Source organism: Kitasatospora sp. NPDC038210 (assembly GCF_055600605.1).
In genome coordinates this window covers 1-17,699 of record NZ_JBVJYK010000001.1, presented here as the reverse complement: position 1 = coordinate 17,699, position 17,699 = coordinate 1, and the positions used below count along the sequence as shown (strand labels likewise).

12 protein-coding genes are annotated in these 17,699 nt (G+C 75.0%); 1 reads left to right on the top strand and 11 read right to left on the bottom strand.

Features of this window, described 5'->3' with window-relative positions; genetic code table 11:
• Positions 1–16: 16 nt before the first annotated feature.
• The 10 genes from ACZ7KX_RS00060 to ACZ7KX_RS00015 form a co-directional block, all read right to left on the bottom strand.
• The gene (locus ACZ7KX_RS00060; protein WP_470324453.1) at positions 17–1,282 is read right to left on the bottom strand and encodes an APC family permease; all 1,266 of its coding nucleotides are present in this window, start codon (positions 1,280–1,282) and stop codon (positions 17–19) included.
• 151 nt (positions 1,283–1,433) lie between these two features.
• Positions 1,434–1,877, bottom strand: a complete 444-nt coding sequence (locus ACZ7KX_RS00055) for an SRPBCC family protein (protein ID WP_470324452.1) — start codon at positions 1,875–1,877, stop codon at positions 1,434–1,436.
• Between the two features lie 50 nt (positions 1,878–1,927).
• Entirely contained in the window at positions 1,928–2,107 is a 180-nt protein-coding gene (locus ACZ7KX_RS00050) for a hypothetical protein (RefSeq protein ID WP_470324451.1), read from the bottom strand.
• Positions 2,108–2,225: 118 nt separating this feature from the next.
• Positions 2,226–3,866 (bottom strand): AMP-binding protein, encoded by a 1,641-nt coding sequence (locus ACZ7KX_RS00045; RefSeq protein ID WP_470324450.1) that lies wholly within the window; start codon positions 3,864–3,866, stop codon positions 2,226–2,228.
• 176 nt (positions 3,867–4,042) lie between these two features.
• Complete coding sequence (locus ACZ7KX_RS00040) at positions 4,043–4,282, bottom strand: chaplin (protein ID WP_470324449.1); 240 nt, start codon at positions 4,280–4,282, stop codon at positions 4,043–4,045.
• Between the two features lie 92 nt (positions 4,283–4,374).
• Entirely contained in the window at positions 4,375–4,692 is a 318-nt protein-coding gene (locus ACZ7KX_RS00035) for a hypothetical protein (protein WP_470324448.1), read from the bottom strand.
• On the bottom strand, positions 4,689–7,256 hold the full coding sequence (locus ACZ7KX_RS00030) for an Hsp70 family protein (RefSeq protein WP_470324447.1): 2,568 nt from the start codon (positions 7,254–7,256) through the stop codon (positions 4,689–4,691). Before ACZ7KX_RS00030 ends, ACZ7KX_RS00035 begins: the two co-directional genes overlap by 4 nt.
• A 31-nt stretch (positions 7,257–7,287) precedes the next feature.
• Positions 7,288–8,037 (bottom strand): nucleotide exchange factor GrpE, encoded by a 750-nt coding sequence (locus ACZ7KX_RS00025; RefSeq protein ID WP_470324446.1) that lies wholly within the window; start codon positions 8,035–8,037, stop codon positions 7,288–7,290.
• Complete coding sequence (locus tag ACZ7KX_RS00020) at positions 8,034–8,459, bottom strand: hypothetical protein (RefSeq protein ID WP_470324445.1); 426 nt, start codon at positions 8,457–8,459, stop codon at positions 8,034–8,036. The genes ACZ7KX_RS00025 and ACZ7KX_RS00020 overlap by 4 nt, the downstream gene beginning before the upstream one ends.
• Positions 8,460–8,650: 191 nt before the next feature.
• The gene (locus tag ACZ7KX_RS00015) at positions 8,651–12,883 is read right to left on the bottom strand and encodes a CHAT domain-containing protein (RefSeq protein WP_470324444.1); all 4,233 of its coding nucleotides are present in this window, start codon (positions 12,881–12,883) and stop codon (positions 8,651–8,653) included.
• Positions 12,884–13,145: 262 nt separating this feature from the next.
• On the opposite strand from ACZ7KX_RS00015, the gene ACZ7KX_RS00010 reads away from it, so the two are divergent.
• Positions 13,146–14,933: a serine/threonine protein kinase gene (locus ACZ7KX_RS00010; RefSeq protein WP_470324443.1), complete on the top strand. Its 1,788-nt coding sequence runs from the start codon at positions 13,146–13,148 to the stop codon at positions 14,931–14,933.
• 164 nt (positions 14,934–15,097) lie between these two features.
• Here ACZ7KX_RS00010 and ACZ7KX_RS00005 read toward each other — a convergent pair whose 3' ends face one another.
• On the bottom strand, positions 15,098–17,341 hold the full coding sequence (locus ACZ7KX_RS00005) for a heavy metal translocating P-type ATPase (protein WP_470324442.1): 2,244 nt from the start codon (positions 17,339–17,341) through the stop codon (positions 15,098–15,100).
• Positions 17,342–17,699: the final 358 nt, after the last annotated feature.

Below are 17,699 nucleotides of genomic sequence, written 5' to 3'. Positions count from 1 at the left end.
CCGACTGACCGCGGCGTCAGCGGCGGGCCACCGCCTTGCGCACGCCGTACGCGGCGGCGCCGAGCCCGAGCACCACCGCGCCCGACAGGACGGAGGCCGCCGGGAGGGCGAAGGCCAGCGCGAGGCAGCCGGCCGTACCGACGACGGGGACGATCCTCCGCGGGCGGCCCTCGCCCGGGGTGAGGGTCCAGGCGGAGGCGTTGGCGACGGCGTAGTAGGCGAGCACGCCGAAGGAGGAGAAGCCGATCGCGCCGCGCACGTCGCCGACGGCCGCGACGACGGCCACCACCGCGCCGACGGCCAGCGCGGCGCGGTGCGGCACGCCGAAGCGCGGGTGGACGGCGGCCAGGGCGTGCGGCAGGTGGCGGTCGCGCGCCATCGCGAGCGTGGTGCGCGAGACGCCGAGGATCAGCGCGAGCAGCGAGCCGAGGGCCGCCACCGCCGCCCCGGCGCGCACCAGCGGGGCCAGCCCGGGCGCCCCGGCGGCCCGGACCGCGTCCGCCAGCGGCGCCGCGGCGTGGGCGAGGCGTTCGGGGCCGAGGACGGCCAGGACGGCGAGCGCGACGGCGGTGTACACCACCAGGGTGATGCCCAGCGCGAGCGGGATCGCGCGCGGGATCGTGCGCTGCGGGTCGCGCACTTCCTCGCCGAGGGTGGCGATCCGGGCGTACCCGGCGAAGGCGAAGAACAGCAGGCCGGCGGCTTGCAGCACCCCGTGGAACCCGGCGTCCGCGCCGACCGCCCAACGGCCGGCGTCCGCCTGGCCGCCGCTCAGGCAGGCCACCACCACGGCGGCGAGCACGCCCAGCACGACGGCGACGATCGCCCGCGTCAGCCAGGCGGCCTTCTGCACGCCGACGTAGTCGACCGCGGTCAGCGCCACGACCGCGGCGACCGCGACGGCGTGGGCCTGGGCGGGCCAGACGTACGAGCCCACGGTGAGCGCCATCGCCGCGCAGGAGGCGGTCTTGCCGATGACGAAGCCCCACCCGGCGAGGTATCCCCAGAACTCGCCGAGCCGCTCCCGGCCGTAGACGTAGGTGCCGCCGGACTGCGGGTAGCGGGCGGCGAGCCGGGCGGAGGAGGTCGCGTTGCAGTACGCCACCACCCCGGCCAGCGCCAGTCCGATCAGCAGCCCGGAGCCGGCGGCGGCCGCGGCGGGCGCCAGCGCGGCGAAGACGCCCGCGCCGATCATCGACCCCAGCCCGATCACCACGGCGTCGAACACGCCCAGGTGTCGCCGCAACTCCCCCGGCCCGACAGCCGACGCCGACCCACTCATTGACCTGCACCTCTTCCCGTCGGGCCCGAACGACGGCGCACGATACCGGAGCGAAGCGAACGCCGAGGGGCCGGCAGCGGCCACCCGGGACGTGGTCGCGCGGGACGGGGCTGTGCGGGACGGGCTCCGGACGGAGGTCGGTGCGGAGCGGTCAGCCGGTGAGGCGGGCTTCGAGGGTGCGCAGGTCCCTGGCGAGGGAGGAGCGGACCTGGCGGGACATCAAGGGCGCGGTGAGGCGGTGGACACCCGTGGATCCGCCGCGGACGCGGATGCGGGCGAAGGTGCCGCCCTGGGTGGGCTCGAAGGTGTAGGTGACGTGCATCGGCATCGGCCCGGCCACCGACACCATGTCGAGCACCTGCGGCGGGGCGTAGCCGGCCACCCGCAGCACGTACTCGAAGCGCCGCCCGAGGAAGTGGGCGGTCCGGGTGACCTCGGCGCCCACGCCGAAGCCCCCGGTGTCGGCCTCCCGGGTGAGGGCGGCGCTGCGGATTCCCCGGGTCCACTCGTGGTCGCGGCGCCAGTCCATGGCGTAGCCGGCGACCTCGGCGGGCGGACGGGGGATCAGGCGTTCCACGGTGACGTCGAGTGGCATGATCACACTCTCCCGCCCGGCGGCCGGGTTCGCCCCCCGGACCGGCCCGGTCAGCGGCCGCGGGGGCCGGCGGTGTCACCGGATCGGTCGACGGGGTGCGGCGCGCAGGCGGCCGCGGGCCCGACCGGGTCGCCGAGGGCGGGCGCCGCCGGGGACGCGAGGGCCAGGGCGAGGAGCACGGCGAGGGCGGCGTCCGTCAGCAGCGAGCGGACCGGGGTGGGAGCAGTCATGCCGGGACTGTGCGCACACCAACGGCATCGCATTCCCGATCGCCCGCTCTTCCACCCGCCCGGGCGAGCGCGGACCGGCGACACGCGCCGCCGGTGCGGGCGGAAGCCGTCGGCAGCCCTACAGCCCCAGGATCCGCTGCGACTCCTCCCGCATCTCGACCTTCCGGATCTTCCCGGTGACCGTCATCGGGAACTCCTCGACCACGTGCACGTAGCGCGGGATCTTGAAGTGCGCGAGCCGGCCGGCGCAGTACTCCCGGACGGCCTCCGCGGTGAGCGGTTCGGCACCCTCGCGCATCCGGACCCAGGCCATCAGCTCCTCGCCGTACTTCGGGTCGGGGACGCCGATGACCTGGACGTCCAGGACGTCCGGGTGGGCGTGGAGGAACTCCTCGATCTCGCGCGGGTAGAGGTTCTCGCCGCCGCGGATCACCATGTCCTTGATCCGCCCGGTGATGGCGAGGTACCCGTCCTCGTCCATCACCGCGAGGTCCCCGGTGTGCATCCAGCGCGCGGCGTCGACGGCCTCGGCGGTGCGCTCGGGCTCGCCCCAGTAGCCGAGCATGACGGAGTAGCCGCGGGTGCACAGCTCGCCGGGCTCGCCGCGCGGGACGGTACGGCCGGTGGCCGGGTCGATGACCTTGACCTCCAGGTGCGGGCCGACCCGGCCGACGGTGGAGACCCGGCGCTCGACCGGATCGTCGACGCGGGTCTGGGTGGAGACCGGCGAGGTCTCGGTCATGCCGTAGCAGATGGAGACCTCGGCCATGCCCATCCGCCCGATGACCTCCTTCATCACCTCGCTCGGGCAGGGCGAACCGGCCATGATGCCGGTGCGCAGGCTGCCGAGGTCGTGGCGCTCGAAGTCCGGGTCGGCGAGCTCGGCGATGAACATGGTCGGCACGCCGTACAGCGAGGTGCAGCGCTCGGCGGCGACGGCGGCCAGGGTGGCACCGGGCTCGAAGGCCGGCGCCGGGATCACCGTGCAGGCGCCGTGCGACGTGGCCGCCAGGTTTCCCATCACCATGCCGAAGCAGTGGTAGAAGGGGACCGGGATGCAGATCCGGTCCTGCTCGGTGTAGTCGAGCAGCTCGCCGACGAAGTACCCGTTGTTGAGGATGTTGTGGTGCGAGAGGGTCGCGCCCTTGGGGAAGCCGGTGGTCCCCGAGGTGTACTGGATGTTGATCGGGTCGTCGGGAGCCAACTCGCCCTGGCGGGCGGCGAATTCCGCGACCAGTCGCGGGCCGGCCCGCCGGCCGGCGGCGAGCAGGTCGTCCCAGGTCGCGCCGCCGATCAGCAGCACCCGCTCCAACTCGGGGCAGCGGGGCCGGACTTCGTCGATCATCGCGGAGTAGTCGGAGGACTTGAACCGCTCGGCGGCGACCAGCAGTCGGATGCCCGCCTGGTTCAGCACGTACTCCAGCTCGTGCGCGCGGTAGGCGGGGTTGACCGTGACCAGGACGGCGCCGAGCTTGGCCGTGGCGTACTGGGTGAGCGTCCACTCGGCGCAGTTGGGCGCCCAGATGCCGACCCGGTCGCCCTTGGCGATGCCGAGCTCCAGCAGGCCGAGGGCCACGGCGTCGACGTCGGCGGCGAGTTCGGCGTACGTCCAGCGGCGGGCGGTGGGGCGGTCGACCAGGGCGTCGCGGTCGGGGAAGGCGCGCACCGCGCGGTCCAGGTTCTCCCCGATGGTGTCGCCGAGCAGGGGGACGTCCGAGGTACCGGAGGAGTAGCTGCGCGGGGTCGGCGTGGTCGGCACGTGCGGGCTCCAGGGTGCGACGGGGCGGGTCGGGGACCATGGTCCCGTTCCCGGGGCCCTGCCGCCACCCCCGAACGGGGGTACCGGAGCACGCCCGGGCGCGGCACCACCGGCCCGGCCCCGGACGCGGCGCTGGGGCCGCCCGTCGGGTTCGACGGACGGCCCCAGCGCACGGGTCACGCGTTGATGCAGGTGTTGCCGATGGCCGGGTTCAGGATCGAGATGATGCCGATCGTGTTGCCGCAGACGTTGGCTTCGAGGTTGATCGGGATCTGGATCTGGTTGCCCGACAGCACGCCGGGCGAGCCGAAGGCGACACCGTTGGCGGTGGCTTCGCCCGCGGCGGCGGTGCCGGCACCGGCCAGGACGGCCACGGCGGCGAGCGCCGTGGCGGCGAGGGTGGTGCGAATACGCATTGCGTCACTCCTTGTGAGGGTGGCGAACATCCGTGTGACGATCACACTCGCACCGATGGAACGCGACGGCAGGTCGGGAGGGTCCGAATTGGTCACTCAGAGGGCGTGTCGCCCTCCCGCCCCACCCGCACGAGGCCCGCCGGCCCCGCCACGCTCAGTGATTCCAGCAGCTCCCGGGCCGGGTGCAGGCCCGGCTCCGCCTCCAGGGCGCCCCGCAGCCGGAACCGCGCCGTCGCCTCGTCGCCGGCCGCCAGTGCCTCCAACGCCCGGTTGTAATCGATCCGACCGGCGTAACGCAGCCGGAACAGGGCGGACAGGTCCTCACGGCAGGAGGGGCAGCACAGGCTCCGCGGATCCGCCGCGACCTTGCACAGCGGACAGAGCACCTCCGGGTCGGTCACGGCACTCATCGAGGCCCCGCCTCCTCCGGGCGCACCGGGCCGAGCGACTCCGCGGCCGGCTCGCTGCCGAGCTCCCGCTGCGCCTGCGCGTACAGCGCCAGCAGGTTCGACATGTGTTTGTTGACCTCCTCCATGTTGGGCGCCTCCACGGCGGCGTCCAGGCCGCGCAGCTCCGCCATGATCAGCTGCCCCAGGGCGGGCGAGACCATGTTCTGGGTCACGTAGACGTTGCACATGGTCAGCATCCGCATGGTGTGACCGAGCGAGTCGCACAGCTCGTCCGCCCGCTGGGCCGCGCGCATCGCGCCCTCCCAGTCGGCCGCCTCGCGGCGCAGCCGCAGCTCGGCGGAGACCGACCGCAGCCGGTCCAGGTCGCTCGGGTCGAGGTGCTTCTCGCAGTAGTGGATGAACAGGCTCAGGTACGCCTCCGAGCCGCGCACCCAGCGCTGGGCCTTGAGCTGGCGCTGGGCCCGCTCCAGCGCCTCGTCCACCGACTGGCCGCGGGTCTGACCGGCCGCCAGGTCGTCCAGGGAGTCCATCAGCCGCTGCGCCTCGCGCATCTCGGCCTCGGTCAGCTCCCCGCCCCAGCGGTCGGTGAAGGTCTCGATCTGCCGCTGCTGCTCCTCGACCTGCACCTTCAGCTCCGGGTCCAGGGTGACCCGTTCCAGCTTGACGGTCTTCTCCGCGCCTCCCTGGATCCGTACCGACAGGGTGATGGTGCGGTCGCGGTCGAGGCCGAAGGAGACCTCCACCGGGGTGCGTCCGCCCAGGCCCTCGGGCAGCCGCAGGGTGAGGTGGCCGATCAGCTCGTTCTGCTGGGCGATCTCGTGCTCGCCCTCGTAGACCGCCACTTCCAGCCGCTGCCGGCCGCTGCCGGAGACCACGAACTCCCGGCTGACCGGCGAACTCGTCGGGTAGCTGGTGTTCTTGGGGATGATGACGGCGAGCCGGCCGTCGTTGAGCTCGATGCCGAGGTTCTTCGGGGTGATGTCGAAGGGGTTGGTCACCTGCATCAGTTCGCCGCAGCCGGTGCAGGTCTCGCTGCCGGGCGGGTTGACCACGCCGCAGGAGGCGCAGCGCAGGCCGACGTCCTCGGCGGCGGTGGAGATCACCTTGGTCCCGCCGGGGGCGGCCGAGTTGAGCGCCTCGCCGCACAGCTCGCAGGCGGTGACGCCGGGGGCCGCCGGGGTGCCGCAGCGCGGGCAGTTGTCGTTGCGGACCACGGTGGTGTCCTGGACCTGCTTCGGGACGGTCGCACCGCCGGCCGAACCACCCGTTTCCCGGCCGCACTTGGGGCAGTCGGCGGCCGCGGAGTCGACCGGGATGTGGCAGGTCGGGCAGGAGACCCGATCACCGCCGAGCAGGGAGGTCGCGCAGTTGGCGCAGTTGGAGGCGGAGAGGTCCCCGGGGGCCCGGCACTCCGGGCACTCCACCTCGCCGACCAGTGCGGACTGCACGGCCGCGCCGAGCGCCACGCACTGCATCGGGTTGACGCCGCGCCGGATCCGGCGGGGGCCGAACACCTCGCCGAGCCTCCGGGCGACCAGCGGGATCGCGGTCGAGCCGCCGACCAGCACCACCTCGTCGATGTCCCCGACGGTCAGGTTGGCCTGCATGATGGCCTTGTGGGTCAGCTCGATGGTCCGCTCGATCTGGGTCTCGATCAGCTCCTCGAAGCGGGCGCGCTCGAACTCCGTCTCCAGCACCAGCTGTCCGGCGCCGAGACCGGGCAGGATGACCTCGGAGGACTCCTGGTTGGAGAGCTCGATCTTGATCGTCTCGGCGGTGGAGGCGATCTTCGGACGGTCGCGCAGGTCGGGCTGGTAGTCCGAGCCGTACTCCTCGCGGATGTCCTCCAGCAGCGCGGTGGTGATCGCCCGGTCGAAGTCGTCGCCGCCGAGCAGGTTGTCGCCCTCGATGCCGAGCACCGACACCGAACCGGGCACCAGCAGCAGGATGGAGATGTCGAAGGTGCCGCCGCCGAGGTCGTAGACCAGCACGGTCCTGCCCTCGTCGCCCGCCTCGGAGGTGATCCCGTACGCGAGCGCGGCGGCGGTCGGCTCGTTGATGATCCGCAAAACGTGCAGCCCGGCCATCCGGCCCGCCTCCTGGGTGGCGGCGACCTGCCGCTCGCCGAAGTAGGCGGGGACGGTGATGACGGCGCGGTGGAAGGGCTCGCCGAAGCGCTGCTCGGCGTCCTCCTTGAGCCGGTGCAGAACGATCGCGGAGATCTCGATCGGAGTGTACGAGCGGCCGTTGAACCAGACGTTGACGTCACCGTCGGTGCCCGCGGTGACCTTGTAGTCGACCTCCTTGAGGGCGGCCTGCACCTGCGGGTCCTTGAACTTGCGGCCCATGAAGCGCTTGACCGAGCGGATCACGTTGGCGCCGTCGATGGCGATCCGGCTGCGCGCGGTGGAGCCCACCAGCAGCTCGCCCTTGCGGCCGCTGCCGACGACGGAGGGCGTGGCCTCCTGGTTCTGCCGGTTGAAGATGATCTCCGGCTCGCCCCGGCGCAGGTGGGCGACCACGGAGTTGGTGGTGCCCAGGTCGATGCCGAGTGTGCGGTACATGTCGTTCCCCTCTTGCCCCTCGTGGTCCTGGCTACTTCTTGCGCTTGGCCCGCTTGCCCGCGGCCATCGCCTTGCGGCGGGCCCGGGGCGGGGCCGCCTTGGGCTGGGCGCGGACGGGCTGCGCGGCGGCGGGATCGCCTGCTCCGGCGGCCTCGGCCGTCCGGGCCGACTCGGCCGTCCGAGCGGCTTCGGGTGCTTCGGATGCTTCGGGTGCCTCGGCGGCGGGTCCGTCCGGCACGGCCCCGGGCTCCCCGGCGCCGTCGAGCTGTTGGGCCTCCGTGTCGGGCACCCGTTCCGGCTCCGGTGCGGCGACCACCACTTGGGCCCGCCGCAGCACCTCGTCCTCCCAGAAGAACCCGGTGACCACCGTCCGCACCACCGTCTCCGGCACCACCCCGGGCCGGACCTCGGTGCCGACGATCTCGGTCAGCTCCGGGTCCGCCGGCATGCCCTCCAGCCGCATCGGACGGACCTTGGCCTTGGCGAGCCGGCCGAGCAGCCGCCGCCGGGTGGCCTCGATGCCCTCACCGCGGCCCAGTGCGACCAGCTCGCGGTCCAGGCCGAGGGCGGCGAGCGCGTCGTCCACCTCGACCAGGATGCCCAGCAGGTCGCGCTGCTCGGCCCGGGCGGTCTGCCGCTGCTCCGTCAGCTTGCTCCCCAGGAGGGAGGACCGGAAGAGCAGTTGGACGAACTTCCGCTCCAGGTCGACCTCCTCGACGCCCGGCGGGATCTCCAGCCGCCGGTGGCCGTCGAGCGGGGATGCGGTCGGTGCGTCGGTCATTCGGGTACCTCGATCTGCGGCAGCACGGACAGGTCGGCCGCGTAGCGGGCGGGGACGGGCGGTTCGGGGTCGGTGCCCGGCGGGGCGGGCTCGGCGAAGTCGGCGGCCAGCTCGGCGCGGTGCAGCGTCAGTAGGGCGGGGACGGGCGGCAGCGGCGGGCGCTCGATCACCAGCAGCGGTTCGGCGAGAGCCGGGGCCAGCAGGTCGGCGGCCCGGGCGACGGGCTCCGGCGGGAGGGGCTGCTGGAGGTCGGACTCCAGCCGCCGGTCCGGGTTCCGCAGCAACGCGGCGGCCTCCTGGATCTGCTGGCGGGTGTGCCGGCCCGCCCGCATCGCCGGTCCGACGGCGAGGTTGATCTCGCGCACGCCGGCCGTGAGCGGGATGCCCAGGACCTCGTACGGCGACGGTTCAGGCAGTGGCATGGCGGGCGGTCCCTCTCCTCACGATTCACGACTCAGGACGGGCGGCTCTCGGCGGGCGGCTCTCGGCGGGTGGGCTCTCGACGGACGGCTCTCGGCGGGCCGGCCCCGACCGGCCGGTCCCGACGGCCGGGACGGCGGCCGGCGCCGGGGGCGCACGGTCTAGGACGACGGCAACTGCCGTGCGGTTGCCGTCAGTAGAGCGAGTTGATCCTCCGCTGCATGGCGCGCAGCTCCAGGTCCTCCGGGTTGTGCTCGACGGCCTTGCGGGCCAGATCGCGGGCCTCCCGCAGCTGCCGGGCGTTGGCCCGCTGGACGGCGTAGGAGCCGTAGACGATGCCGAGTTCGCGGTGCAGCTTGTCGTCGTCCTCCGGGGTGCGGGACAGCCCGAGCGCCTCCTCCAGCAGCCGGAGCGCCTCCTGGTAGCGGCGGGCCTCGTAGTGGCCGATGGCCTCGCCGCGCCAGACGCTGACCATCAGGCGGCGGATGTCGGTCGAGTCGTCGTACGACATGGCCTTCTGAAGCACGGCGGCCTGGGCGGTGAACGGGTCGTCCCCCATGGCGTCGAGCACGTGGTTGGCGAGCATCACCGCGACCCGGCGCGGGGCCTCGTGCTCGGCGTCGCCGTCCCACTCCGGGTCGGCGTCCAGCGCCTCGGCCATGCGGCGCACCGCGCGGCCGCGGTCGTCGGCGAAGGCGGCCGAGCGGGCGAGGTGGCGCAGCACGAAGGCGAGGCCGAGCCGGTGGTCCGGGTCGGGGTTGAGGGCGATCAGCGCCCGCCAGGCGTCGGCGGCCTCCTCCAGCTCGGCGTCGGAGGCCTCGGGGCGGCTGAGCTGGCCGGCCCGGTTGCCCAGGGCGGCCTCCAGGAAGTGCCGGGCCGTCGGGTCGCCGGGGACGAGCTCCAGGCTCTTCTGCAGCAGCTCCAGGGCGCGGGGGTAGTCCTTGTCCTCGTTGTTGATCTTGCGGGCCCACTGGGCGTAGGTGGCGCCGAGGTCGCCGCGCACCTCGGGGTCGTCCGGCGCGAGCGCGTACGCCTTCTCCAGCAGCTCGGCCGCTCCCGGCTGGTCGTCCACGGTGCTCTTGAGCAGCGCGCGGGCGGCCCGGACGCCGGACTCGGCGGCGATGGCAACGGAGTCGGCGGGCAGGGCGGCACCGGGGACGGCCCGGGCCCGGGTGAGGCAGTCCAGGGCCTCCCGCCAGTCCTGGTTGCGGTGGTGCTCGCGGGCCTGGCTGACCAGCGACTCGCCGAGCAGCGACTGCCAGTCCTCGCCGCGCCGCTGCTGGGGCACGGCGTCCAGGGCGGCGACGGCGGCGGCCTGGCGGCCCTGCAGCTGGAGGTAGCGCTGCGGGCCGAGCTCGCCGAAGAGACCGAGGGCGCGGGCCGGGCCGGGGGCGCCGGAGCCGGCGGGCTGCCGCCAGGCCCGTACGGCCTGCTCGAACGCCTCGGCCCAGGCGGCGAGTTCGGGCTCCGCGCGGAACAGCCGGTCGAGCGTGGGGCCGACGGTCAGGCGGCGGGAGGGGCAGCCGGGCAGGGCTATTCGGAGGTCCTCCTGGGCGAAGGCGTCGGCGGTGTGGGCCTCCATGCCGAGGCGCAGCGTCCAGGCGGAGACCTCGTCCCCGCTGCGGCCGGCGGCCCGGTCGAGGGCGCGCAGGTCGTCCCGCAGCCGGTCGATGAGCCCGGTGCGGGCGGCGGCGAGCCGCTGCGGTTCGGGGGTGCGGCCGGTGATCCGGGCGGACTCGGCCCACAGTTCGGGCTGGTGCAGGGCGGCGACCAGGCAGCCGAGCGTCCAGGCCCAGACCTCGTCCCGGGCCGCGTCGGACGCGGCACTCCCGGACCCAGCGCTCTCGGACGCAGCACTCCCGGACCCGTCGGCCCCGGAGGCAGCCGCCCCGGACGCGGTCGCGAGCCGGTAACCGGCCAGACCGAGGGCGTGCAGCAGCCGGGGGTGCGCCGGATCCTTGAGCAGCAGGTCGCGGTAGGCCTCCCAGGCCTCGCGGTGGCGGCCCTCGATGGCGTGCTGGTGCGCCTCGTGCTCGGCGAGCAGGACGAGGGTCTCGGTGGCCCGCGGGTGGCCGGGGGCCAGGCGGAGGGCCTGGCGCAGGTCGCCGGCGGCCCGTCCGGGCCGGCCCGCGGCGAGGGCGGCGCCGGCCCGGCGGATCAGGACGGCGGCGCGGACAGTGGCGGCGTCCGCGGGGAGGTCGGCCAGCGCCTCGTCGTGGCGGCCGAGTTCGGCGCGCAGCAGGGCGAGGTCGAGCCGGACCGGTGCGGCGGCGGCGCTGTCGCCGAGCGCCGCGGCCCAGGCCGCGAGGACGGGTTCGGCCTGCTCGGGCGCGCCGGTGCGGCGGGCGCAGTCCAGGACGGCGCGCAGCGCGGGGCCGGCGCAGCGGACGCAGCGGGGCGAGCCGGCGCCCTCCGGGGTGTGCAGGTGGCCGGTGCACGCCTCGCGGCCGCAGCCGGCGCAGGCGCCGGTGGCGGGCCGGTCGCAGGCGGTGCAGCCGCCGGCGGGCTCCGCCGCACGGGTGGCTCCCTGTGGCGCCGCGGCGGTCAGGAAGTTCCGGTACCACTCCAGCGCGGCGGCCCAGTTGCCGGCCCGTTCGGCGAGCAGGGCGCGCAGCCGGGCGGTCGCCGGGTCCCCGTTCGGGTCGGGCGGGCCGAGCAGGGCGATCGTCTGGGCCGGGCGGCCGGCCAGCAGGGCGACGGCGGCGAGGTGGTAGCGGTCGCGCAGGCCGCTGCCGGCGTCCAGCAGGGTGCCGACCGGCTCGGGCTTGCCTTCGGCCAGGGCCAGGGCGGCGCGCAGCCGGGCCTGGCGGTGGGTCAGGGCACCGGGCAGGGTGTCGGCGAGGGCGAGCGCGGCGGTGGCGCCGGCCCGCGACTCGGGGCGGTCGCGGCCGGTGACCAGCAGGTGGGCGGCCTCGCGGAGAGCGGCCTCGCGCAGCGCGGCGCGGTAGCCGGGGGCGGCCGGGTGCTCGGCGGCGGCCCGCTGCCAGAGTTCGCGGGCGGCGACCGGGTCCCCGGCCAGCCGGGTGCGGGCGAGCCGGTCGCGGGCCAGGGCCCGGCGCTCGCTCAGGTCCTCGTCGTCCAGCGGCTCCCAGCGGGCGAGGGCGCCGGCCGGGTCGTCGGTGCGGGCGAGGGCGAGGCCGTGGTGGAAGGCGGCGATGCCGGTCCAGCGGCTGCCCGGTTCGGTGTCGGACTCGGCGCGCAGCAGCGGCTCGGCCTCGGCGGTCCGACCGGCGGCGAGCAGGGCGGCGCCGAGCCGGACCCGGGCGGGGCGCCAGTCGGGGGCCCGGTCGAGGCCGGCCCGGTAGTCGGCGGCGGCCTCGGCGTGGCGCTCGGCCCGTTCGTGCACCAGGGCGAGGCCGAACCGGGCCGGGGCGAAGGAGGGTTGGACGGTCAGGGCGGCGGTGAACTGCTCCCGGGCCTGGTCGTCGGCGCCGAGCAGCAGGGCGAGCCGGCCGAGGGCGTAGCGGGGGCGGGGGTCGGTCGGGCTCTCCGCGGTGGCGGCCGCGAAGTCGCTCCAGGCGCCGTCGGTGTTGCCGTGCCGCTGCTTGGCCAGGCCGCGGAAGAGCAGGCAGTCGGTGCGCAGTGCCGGGCCGCGACCCCACGGGGAGGGCTCGCCGGGGCCGGTGTGCAGCGCCTCGTCGAAGGCGGCGACGGCGGCTCCGTCCCGGTGGCGGTTGTAGTGGTGGATGCCCCAGCGGAAGTAGAGCTCGCCGCTGCCGCCGCGGACGGAGTCGGCGACCAGCGTCTCGGCCTCGGCGAGCCGGCCGGTCTCCTGCAGCAGGGCGGCGCGGGCGAGCACCGGCCAGTCGCGGCCGGGCAGGGCGGCGAGGGCGCGGACGGTGGCCTCCTCGCGCTGCGCGGCGGAGCCCTCCCGGCAGCGGCGCTGCAGCCAGTCGAGGGCGCGGGCGGCGGCCTGGGCCTCCTCGCCGGGTTCGGCGCCGGTGGCGGTGGCCTGGAGGAAGGCGAGTAGCGGTCCGAGGTCGCCGTCCTGGGCCCGGGGCCGTTCCCCGGTCTGCGACTTCTCGTCGGCCGGGGTCCGCTCACCGCCCCGCATCCGCTCCTCGGCGAGGTGGCGCAGGCTCCACCGGGGCAGTTGGCGGGCCGGGTCGGTGAGCAGCGGGAACGCCTCGCGGTGCAGCGCGAGGGTGGCCGCCCGGTCGCCGGTGGGGATGGTCGCCTCGGCCTGGCCGAGCAGCGCGAGGCCGCGCTGCGGGCCCAGTTCGGCGGGCCCGGCGGCGAGTCGCTTCGCCAGTCGGGCGTAGCGGCGGCGGGCCTGGGCGGCCTTCCCGGCGGTGAGCTGTTCGGCGGCCGCGGCCAGGGCTCTCGCCACCGCGTCGGCGTCCAGGGCTCCTCGGCGGCGCGCCAGTACGACGACGGCCGCACCGGCCAGTGCCACCACGATCAGCAGCACCGCTAGCAGCGCCATGCACCGTCCCCCTGTGTCAGGATGTCGTCGTCTCCATGATCAACGAGGTTCGAACGATCATGAGTTGACGTCGTGTCGTGATGTTGCTCGGGCGCCATCAGAATAGGCCCTCGATCGGACAGACGAACAGGAAAGAGCACTATCCTGGGCAACGCATGAGCAGGACGTGAACAAGCGCACCAACAGCGGTTCGTCGAAAGCATCGAGCGGCCGTCGACCGGGCAGTCAGCAGCGTCGAGCGGTTCATAACGTCGGGGGTCGTGTGTCCGAGTCGCGTTGGGTGCCCGGGCTCCGGTTCGGGCCGGAGTTCGACCCCGAGCAGTACGAACTCCTGGAGTTCCACCACCGGGGCGGCGAGGCCGAGGTGTGGCGGGCCGTGCGCACCGGCCACAACGGTCGCAAGGAACTGGTCGCCGCGAAGATCATGCTGGAGCGCGACCCGTCCGAGGTGCGGCGCTGGCTCGGGCGCTGGGACGACGTGTCGCACAACGCGCACCGGCTGGGCGTCACCGACCTGGTGGTGCCCAGCTTCCTGCTCGGCCCCTCCCCGCACCGGCCCGGCGCGGCGCCCTCCGCCGGGCTGCTGGGCTACCAGATCTCGCCCTGGGTCGAGGGCGCGCCGCTGCACACCTGGGCGCGCGGCCAGCGCGGCGGTCCGGCGGCGGTGGCCGAGGTGCTGGCCCGGCTCTGCCGGATCGTCGACGAGCTGCACCGCAAGCGCTGGGTGCACCGCGACATCTCCCCCGCCAACGTCCTGGTGGACGGCCAGGGCCAGGTCAAGCTGATCGACCTGACCTTCCTCGCCCCGCTCGACCACACCCTGACCGTCGCGGTGTTCACCCCCGGGCACGTTCCGCCGGAGGCCGAGCAGGTCGGCGGCTTCCCGACCACCGCCAAGGACCTGTTCGCGGTCGGCACCCTCGCCCGCACCCTGCTGCTGCCCGACCACGGCCGGCTCGACCACCGGCTCGCCGCCGAACAGGCCCGCGCCGAGCTGCTGGCGGCCGGCTACGGCGAGGAGTTGGCGCGCTGGGCGTGCGAGCCGCTGGCCCGCGACCCGGAGCGCCGCCCCTCCCCGCTCGGCCCGTGGGCCGCCCGCGGCCGCGAACTGCTGCGCTCGCACCGGCCGGTGGCCCGTACCGCGGGACTGGCCGTGCTGCCCGACCGCACCGGCCGCCCGCTGGTGGTCACCGGCGGCTCCGACGGCACCGCGCTGGCCGGCCCCGGCCACACCGGCCGACTGTTGCCCGCCGGACAGGGGCCGGGAGCCGTACGGGAGTTGGCGGCAGGCTGGGCCGGGCGCCAGGGCGAGCTGGTGGTCTGCGCCGAGGACCGCGGCAACACCCTCTGGGTCGGCACGTCGGCCGGCTGGTGGGAGGCGGCGCGCGGGGTCAACGGGCTGGCCGGGGCAGTCGGTCCGGCCGGGGAGATGACGGTCTGGACGGCCGTCGGCGGCGCGCTGCGCTCCTACCGCTGGGCGCCCGGCCTCACCCTCACCGGCCACGAGCTGCCCGGCTGCCCCGCCGACCGGGTCCTCGCCGCCCTGGAGGAACGGCCCGGCTGCTGGCTGGTCCTGGTCGAGCACCACGGCCGGGTGCTGGGCCGGCGGCCCGGCACCACCGAACCGCCCACCCCGGTCGGCCCGGAGGGCGCGCTGCGCGCCGGGGCACTGGCCCGCACCTCCGCCGGCCCGCAGGCCGCCACCCTGCGGCCGGACGGCTCCGTCCAGCTGCACACCCTCGGCTCCGCCGGGCCGGGCACCGAGATCGGCGACGGCGAACCCTCCCTCGACATCGCCATGGCGGGCCACCGCGGCGGCCCGACCGTCGCCCTGGCCGGCGCCGGCGGCGTACGGCTGCGGCTCCCGGCCGGCGGCGCCTCCCGCCGCCCCCGCTGGTGGCGGCCCACCCTGCGCCCGGCCACCCGGGTGGCGCTCGCGATGGGCGACGACTGGCGGCTCTGCCTGGCCGCGGTGGTGGAGGGTGAACTGCAGGTCTGGCAGGAGGACGCGGCGTACCGCTGGCAGGCGGTGGAGCTGCCGGAGGACTGACCGGCCGTACCCCGGAAACGCCGGGACCCCGGAGCCCCGGCGGGCTTCCGGGGCCTCGGCCCGGCGGTGGAGAGTGGTCCGGCGTCCGCACGGCACGGCGGAAGCGGTTCAGCGGAGACCGCTCGGCGGAAGCGGCGCAGCAGAAGCCGCTCAGCGGAGGCCGTTCAGCGGAAGCGGCGCAGTCGGAGGCTGTTGCCGACCACGAAGACCGAGGAGAAGGCCATCGCCGCCCCCGCGATCATCGGGTTGAGCATCCCGGCCGCGGCCAGCGGCAGGGCGGCGACGTTGTAGCCGAACGCCCAGAACAGGTTGCTCTTGATGGTGCCGAGGGTCCGGCGGGAGAGCCGGATGGCGTCCGCCGCGGCCAGCAGGTCACCGCGGACCAGGGTGAGGTCGGCGGCCTCGATCGCGGCGTCGGTGCCGGTGCCCATCGCGAGGCCGAGGTCGGCCTGGGCGAGGGCCGCGGCGTCGTTGACGCCGTCGCCGACCATCGCGACGACCTTTCCCTCGGCCTGCAGCCGCTTGACGACGTCGACCTTGTCCTGCGGCATGACCTCGGCGATCACGTGCTCCGGCGCGATGCCGACCTCGGCCGCCACGGCCTCGGCGACCCGCCGGTTGTCACCGGTCAGCAGCACCGGGGTCAGGCCCAGTGCGCGCAGCTTGCCGATCGCCTCGGCGCTGGTCGGCTTGACCGCGTCGGCGACCTCCAGGACGGCCCGCGCCTCGCCGTCCCAGCCGACCGCGATCGCGGTGCGGCCCGCCGCCTCGGCGGCGCGCTTGACCGCGACCAGGTCTTCCGACAGGTACTGCGACCACTCGTTGAGCAGCGCCTCCCGACCGGCCACCACCGCGTGGCCGTCCACCACGCCCTGGACGCCCAGGCCCGGGACGTTCTCGAAGCCCTCGACGGCGGGCAGTTCGCCGGCCTTGGCGGCGGCGTCGGCGATCGCCCGGGCGATCGGGTGCTCGGAGGCGTGCTCCAGGGCGCCCGCCAGGCGCAGCACCTCGGCCTCGGTGGTGCTGCCGGCGGTGTGGACGGCTATCAGGGTCATCCGGCCGGTGGTGACCGTGCCGGTCTTGTCCAGGACGATGGTGTCGACCCTGCGGGTGGACTCCAGGACCTCCGGGCCCTTGATCAGGACGCCCAGCTGGGCGCCGCGGCCGGTGCCGACCAGCAGCGCGGTCGGGGTGGCCAGGCCCAGGGCGCACGGGCAGGCGATGATCAGCACGGCGACGGCGGCGGTGAAGGCGGCGGTCCAGCCCTCGCCGGTGCCCAGCCAGTAGCCGAGGGTGGCCACCGCGAGGGTGATCACGATCGGCACGAAGACGGCGGAGATCCGGTCCGCGAGGCGCTGGGCGGCGGCCTTGCCGTTCTGCGCGTCCTCGACCAGCTTGGCCATCCGGGCCAGCTGGGTGTCGGCGCCGACCCGGGTGGCCTCGACCACCAGCCGGCCGCCGGCGTTGACGGTGGCGCCGGTGACGCTGCCGCCGACCCCGACCTCGACCGGGACGGACTCACCGGTCAGCATCGAGGCGTCCACCGCCGACGCCCCCTCGACCACCAGGCCGTCGGTGGCGATCTTCTCGCCCGGCCGGACCACGAAGCGGTCGCCCACGGCGAGCTCGGCGATCGGGATGCGTACCTCGGCCGCGCCGCGCAGCACCGTCACGTCCTTGGCGCCCAGTTCCAGCAGCGCCTTGAGCGCGGCACCGGCGGTGCGCTTGGAGCGGGCCTCGAAGTAGCGCCCGGCCAGGATGAAGGCGGTGACGCCGGCCGCCGCCTCCAGGTAGATGTTCGACGCGCCGTCGCTGCGGGCGATGGTGAACTCGAAGCCGTGCCGCATGCCCGGCATCCCGGCGTCGCCGAGGAACAGCGCCCACAGCGACCACAGGAACGCGGCGCCGGTGCCGAGCGAGACCAGGGTGTCCATCGTCGCGGCGCCGTGCCGGGCGTTGGTGAACGCTGCCCGGTGGAACGGCCAGGCGGCGTAGGTGACGACCGGGGCGGCCAGGGTCAGGGACAGCCACTGCCAGTTGTCGAACTGCAGGGCCGGGACCATCGCCATCGCGATCACCGGCACGGCGAGCGCCACCGCGGTGAACAACCGGGCGCGCAGCGGGGCCAGTTCGTCCGCCGGCCGGGTCCGCTCGCCGTCCGGGCCCTCGGCGACCGGGGGCTCGGGCAGCGCCGCGGTGTAGCCGGTGGCCTCGACGGTGGCGATCAGGTCGGCGACCTCGACACCGTCCTCGAAGGAGACCTTCGCCTTCTCGGTGGCGTAGTTGACGCTGGCGGCGACCCCGTCCATCCGGTTGAGCTTCTTCTCGATGCGGGCCGCGCACGAGGCGCACGTCATTCCGCCGATCGAGAGTTCCACCTCCGCGGAGGCGGGTGCCTGCGTAGTCATCGTCGCTCCTCGTGACAGTCGTCTTGCCGGTCGTGCGGTGCGTTCGGCGGCCGGGCGTCGCACCTCGCAGGGGTATCGGGCGGCGCCGGGTTCATTTATACCCCCATGGGGTATGGAGAGCAAGCCTTGGCGGATACCCCTGGTGGGTATTCTTCGCCGCTTCGATCCGCTTGACTCGATACCCCCATGGGGTATTCACTCATGGACGTCGAGCGGGGCCGAGGCCCCGCGCCGGACTGCCCGTACGCCCGTACGCCCGCCCGAGGAGAATCTCAATGACCGTGTCAAGCCGTCTGCGTGACGGGTGGGACGGAGGTGAACTCCCTCTTGTCACGCAGCATCGCCCACAGGACGTTCA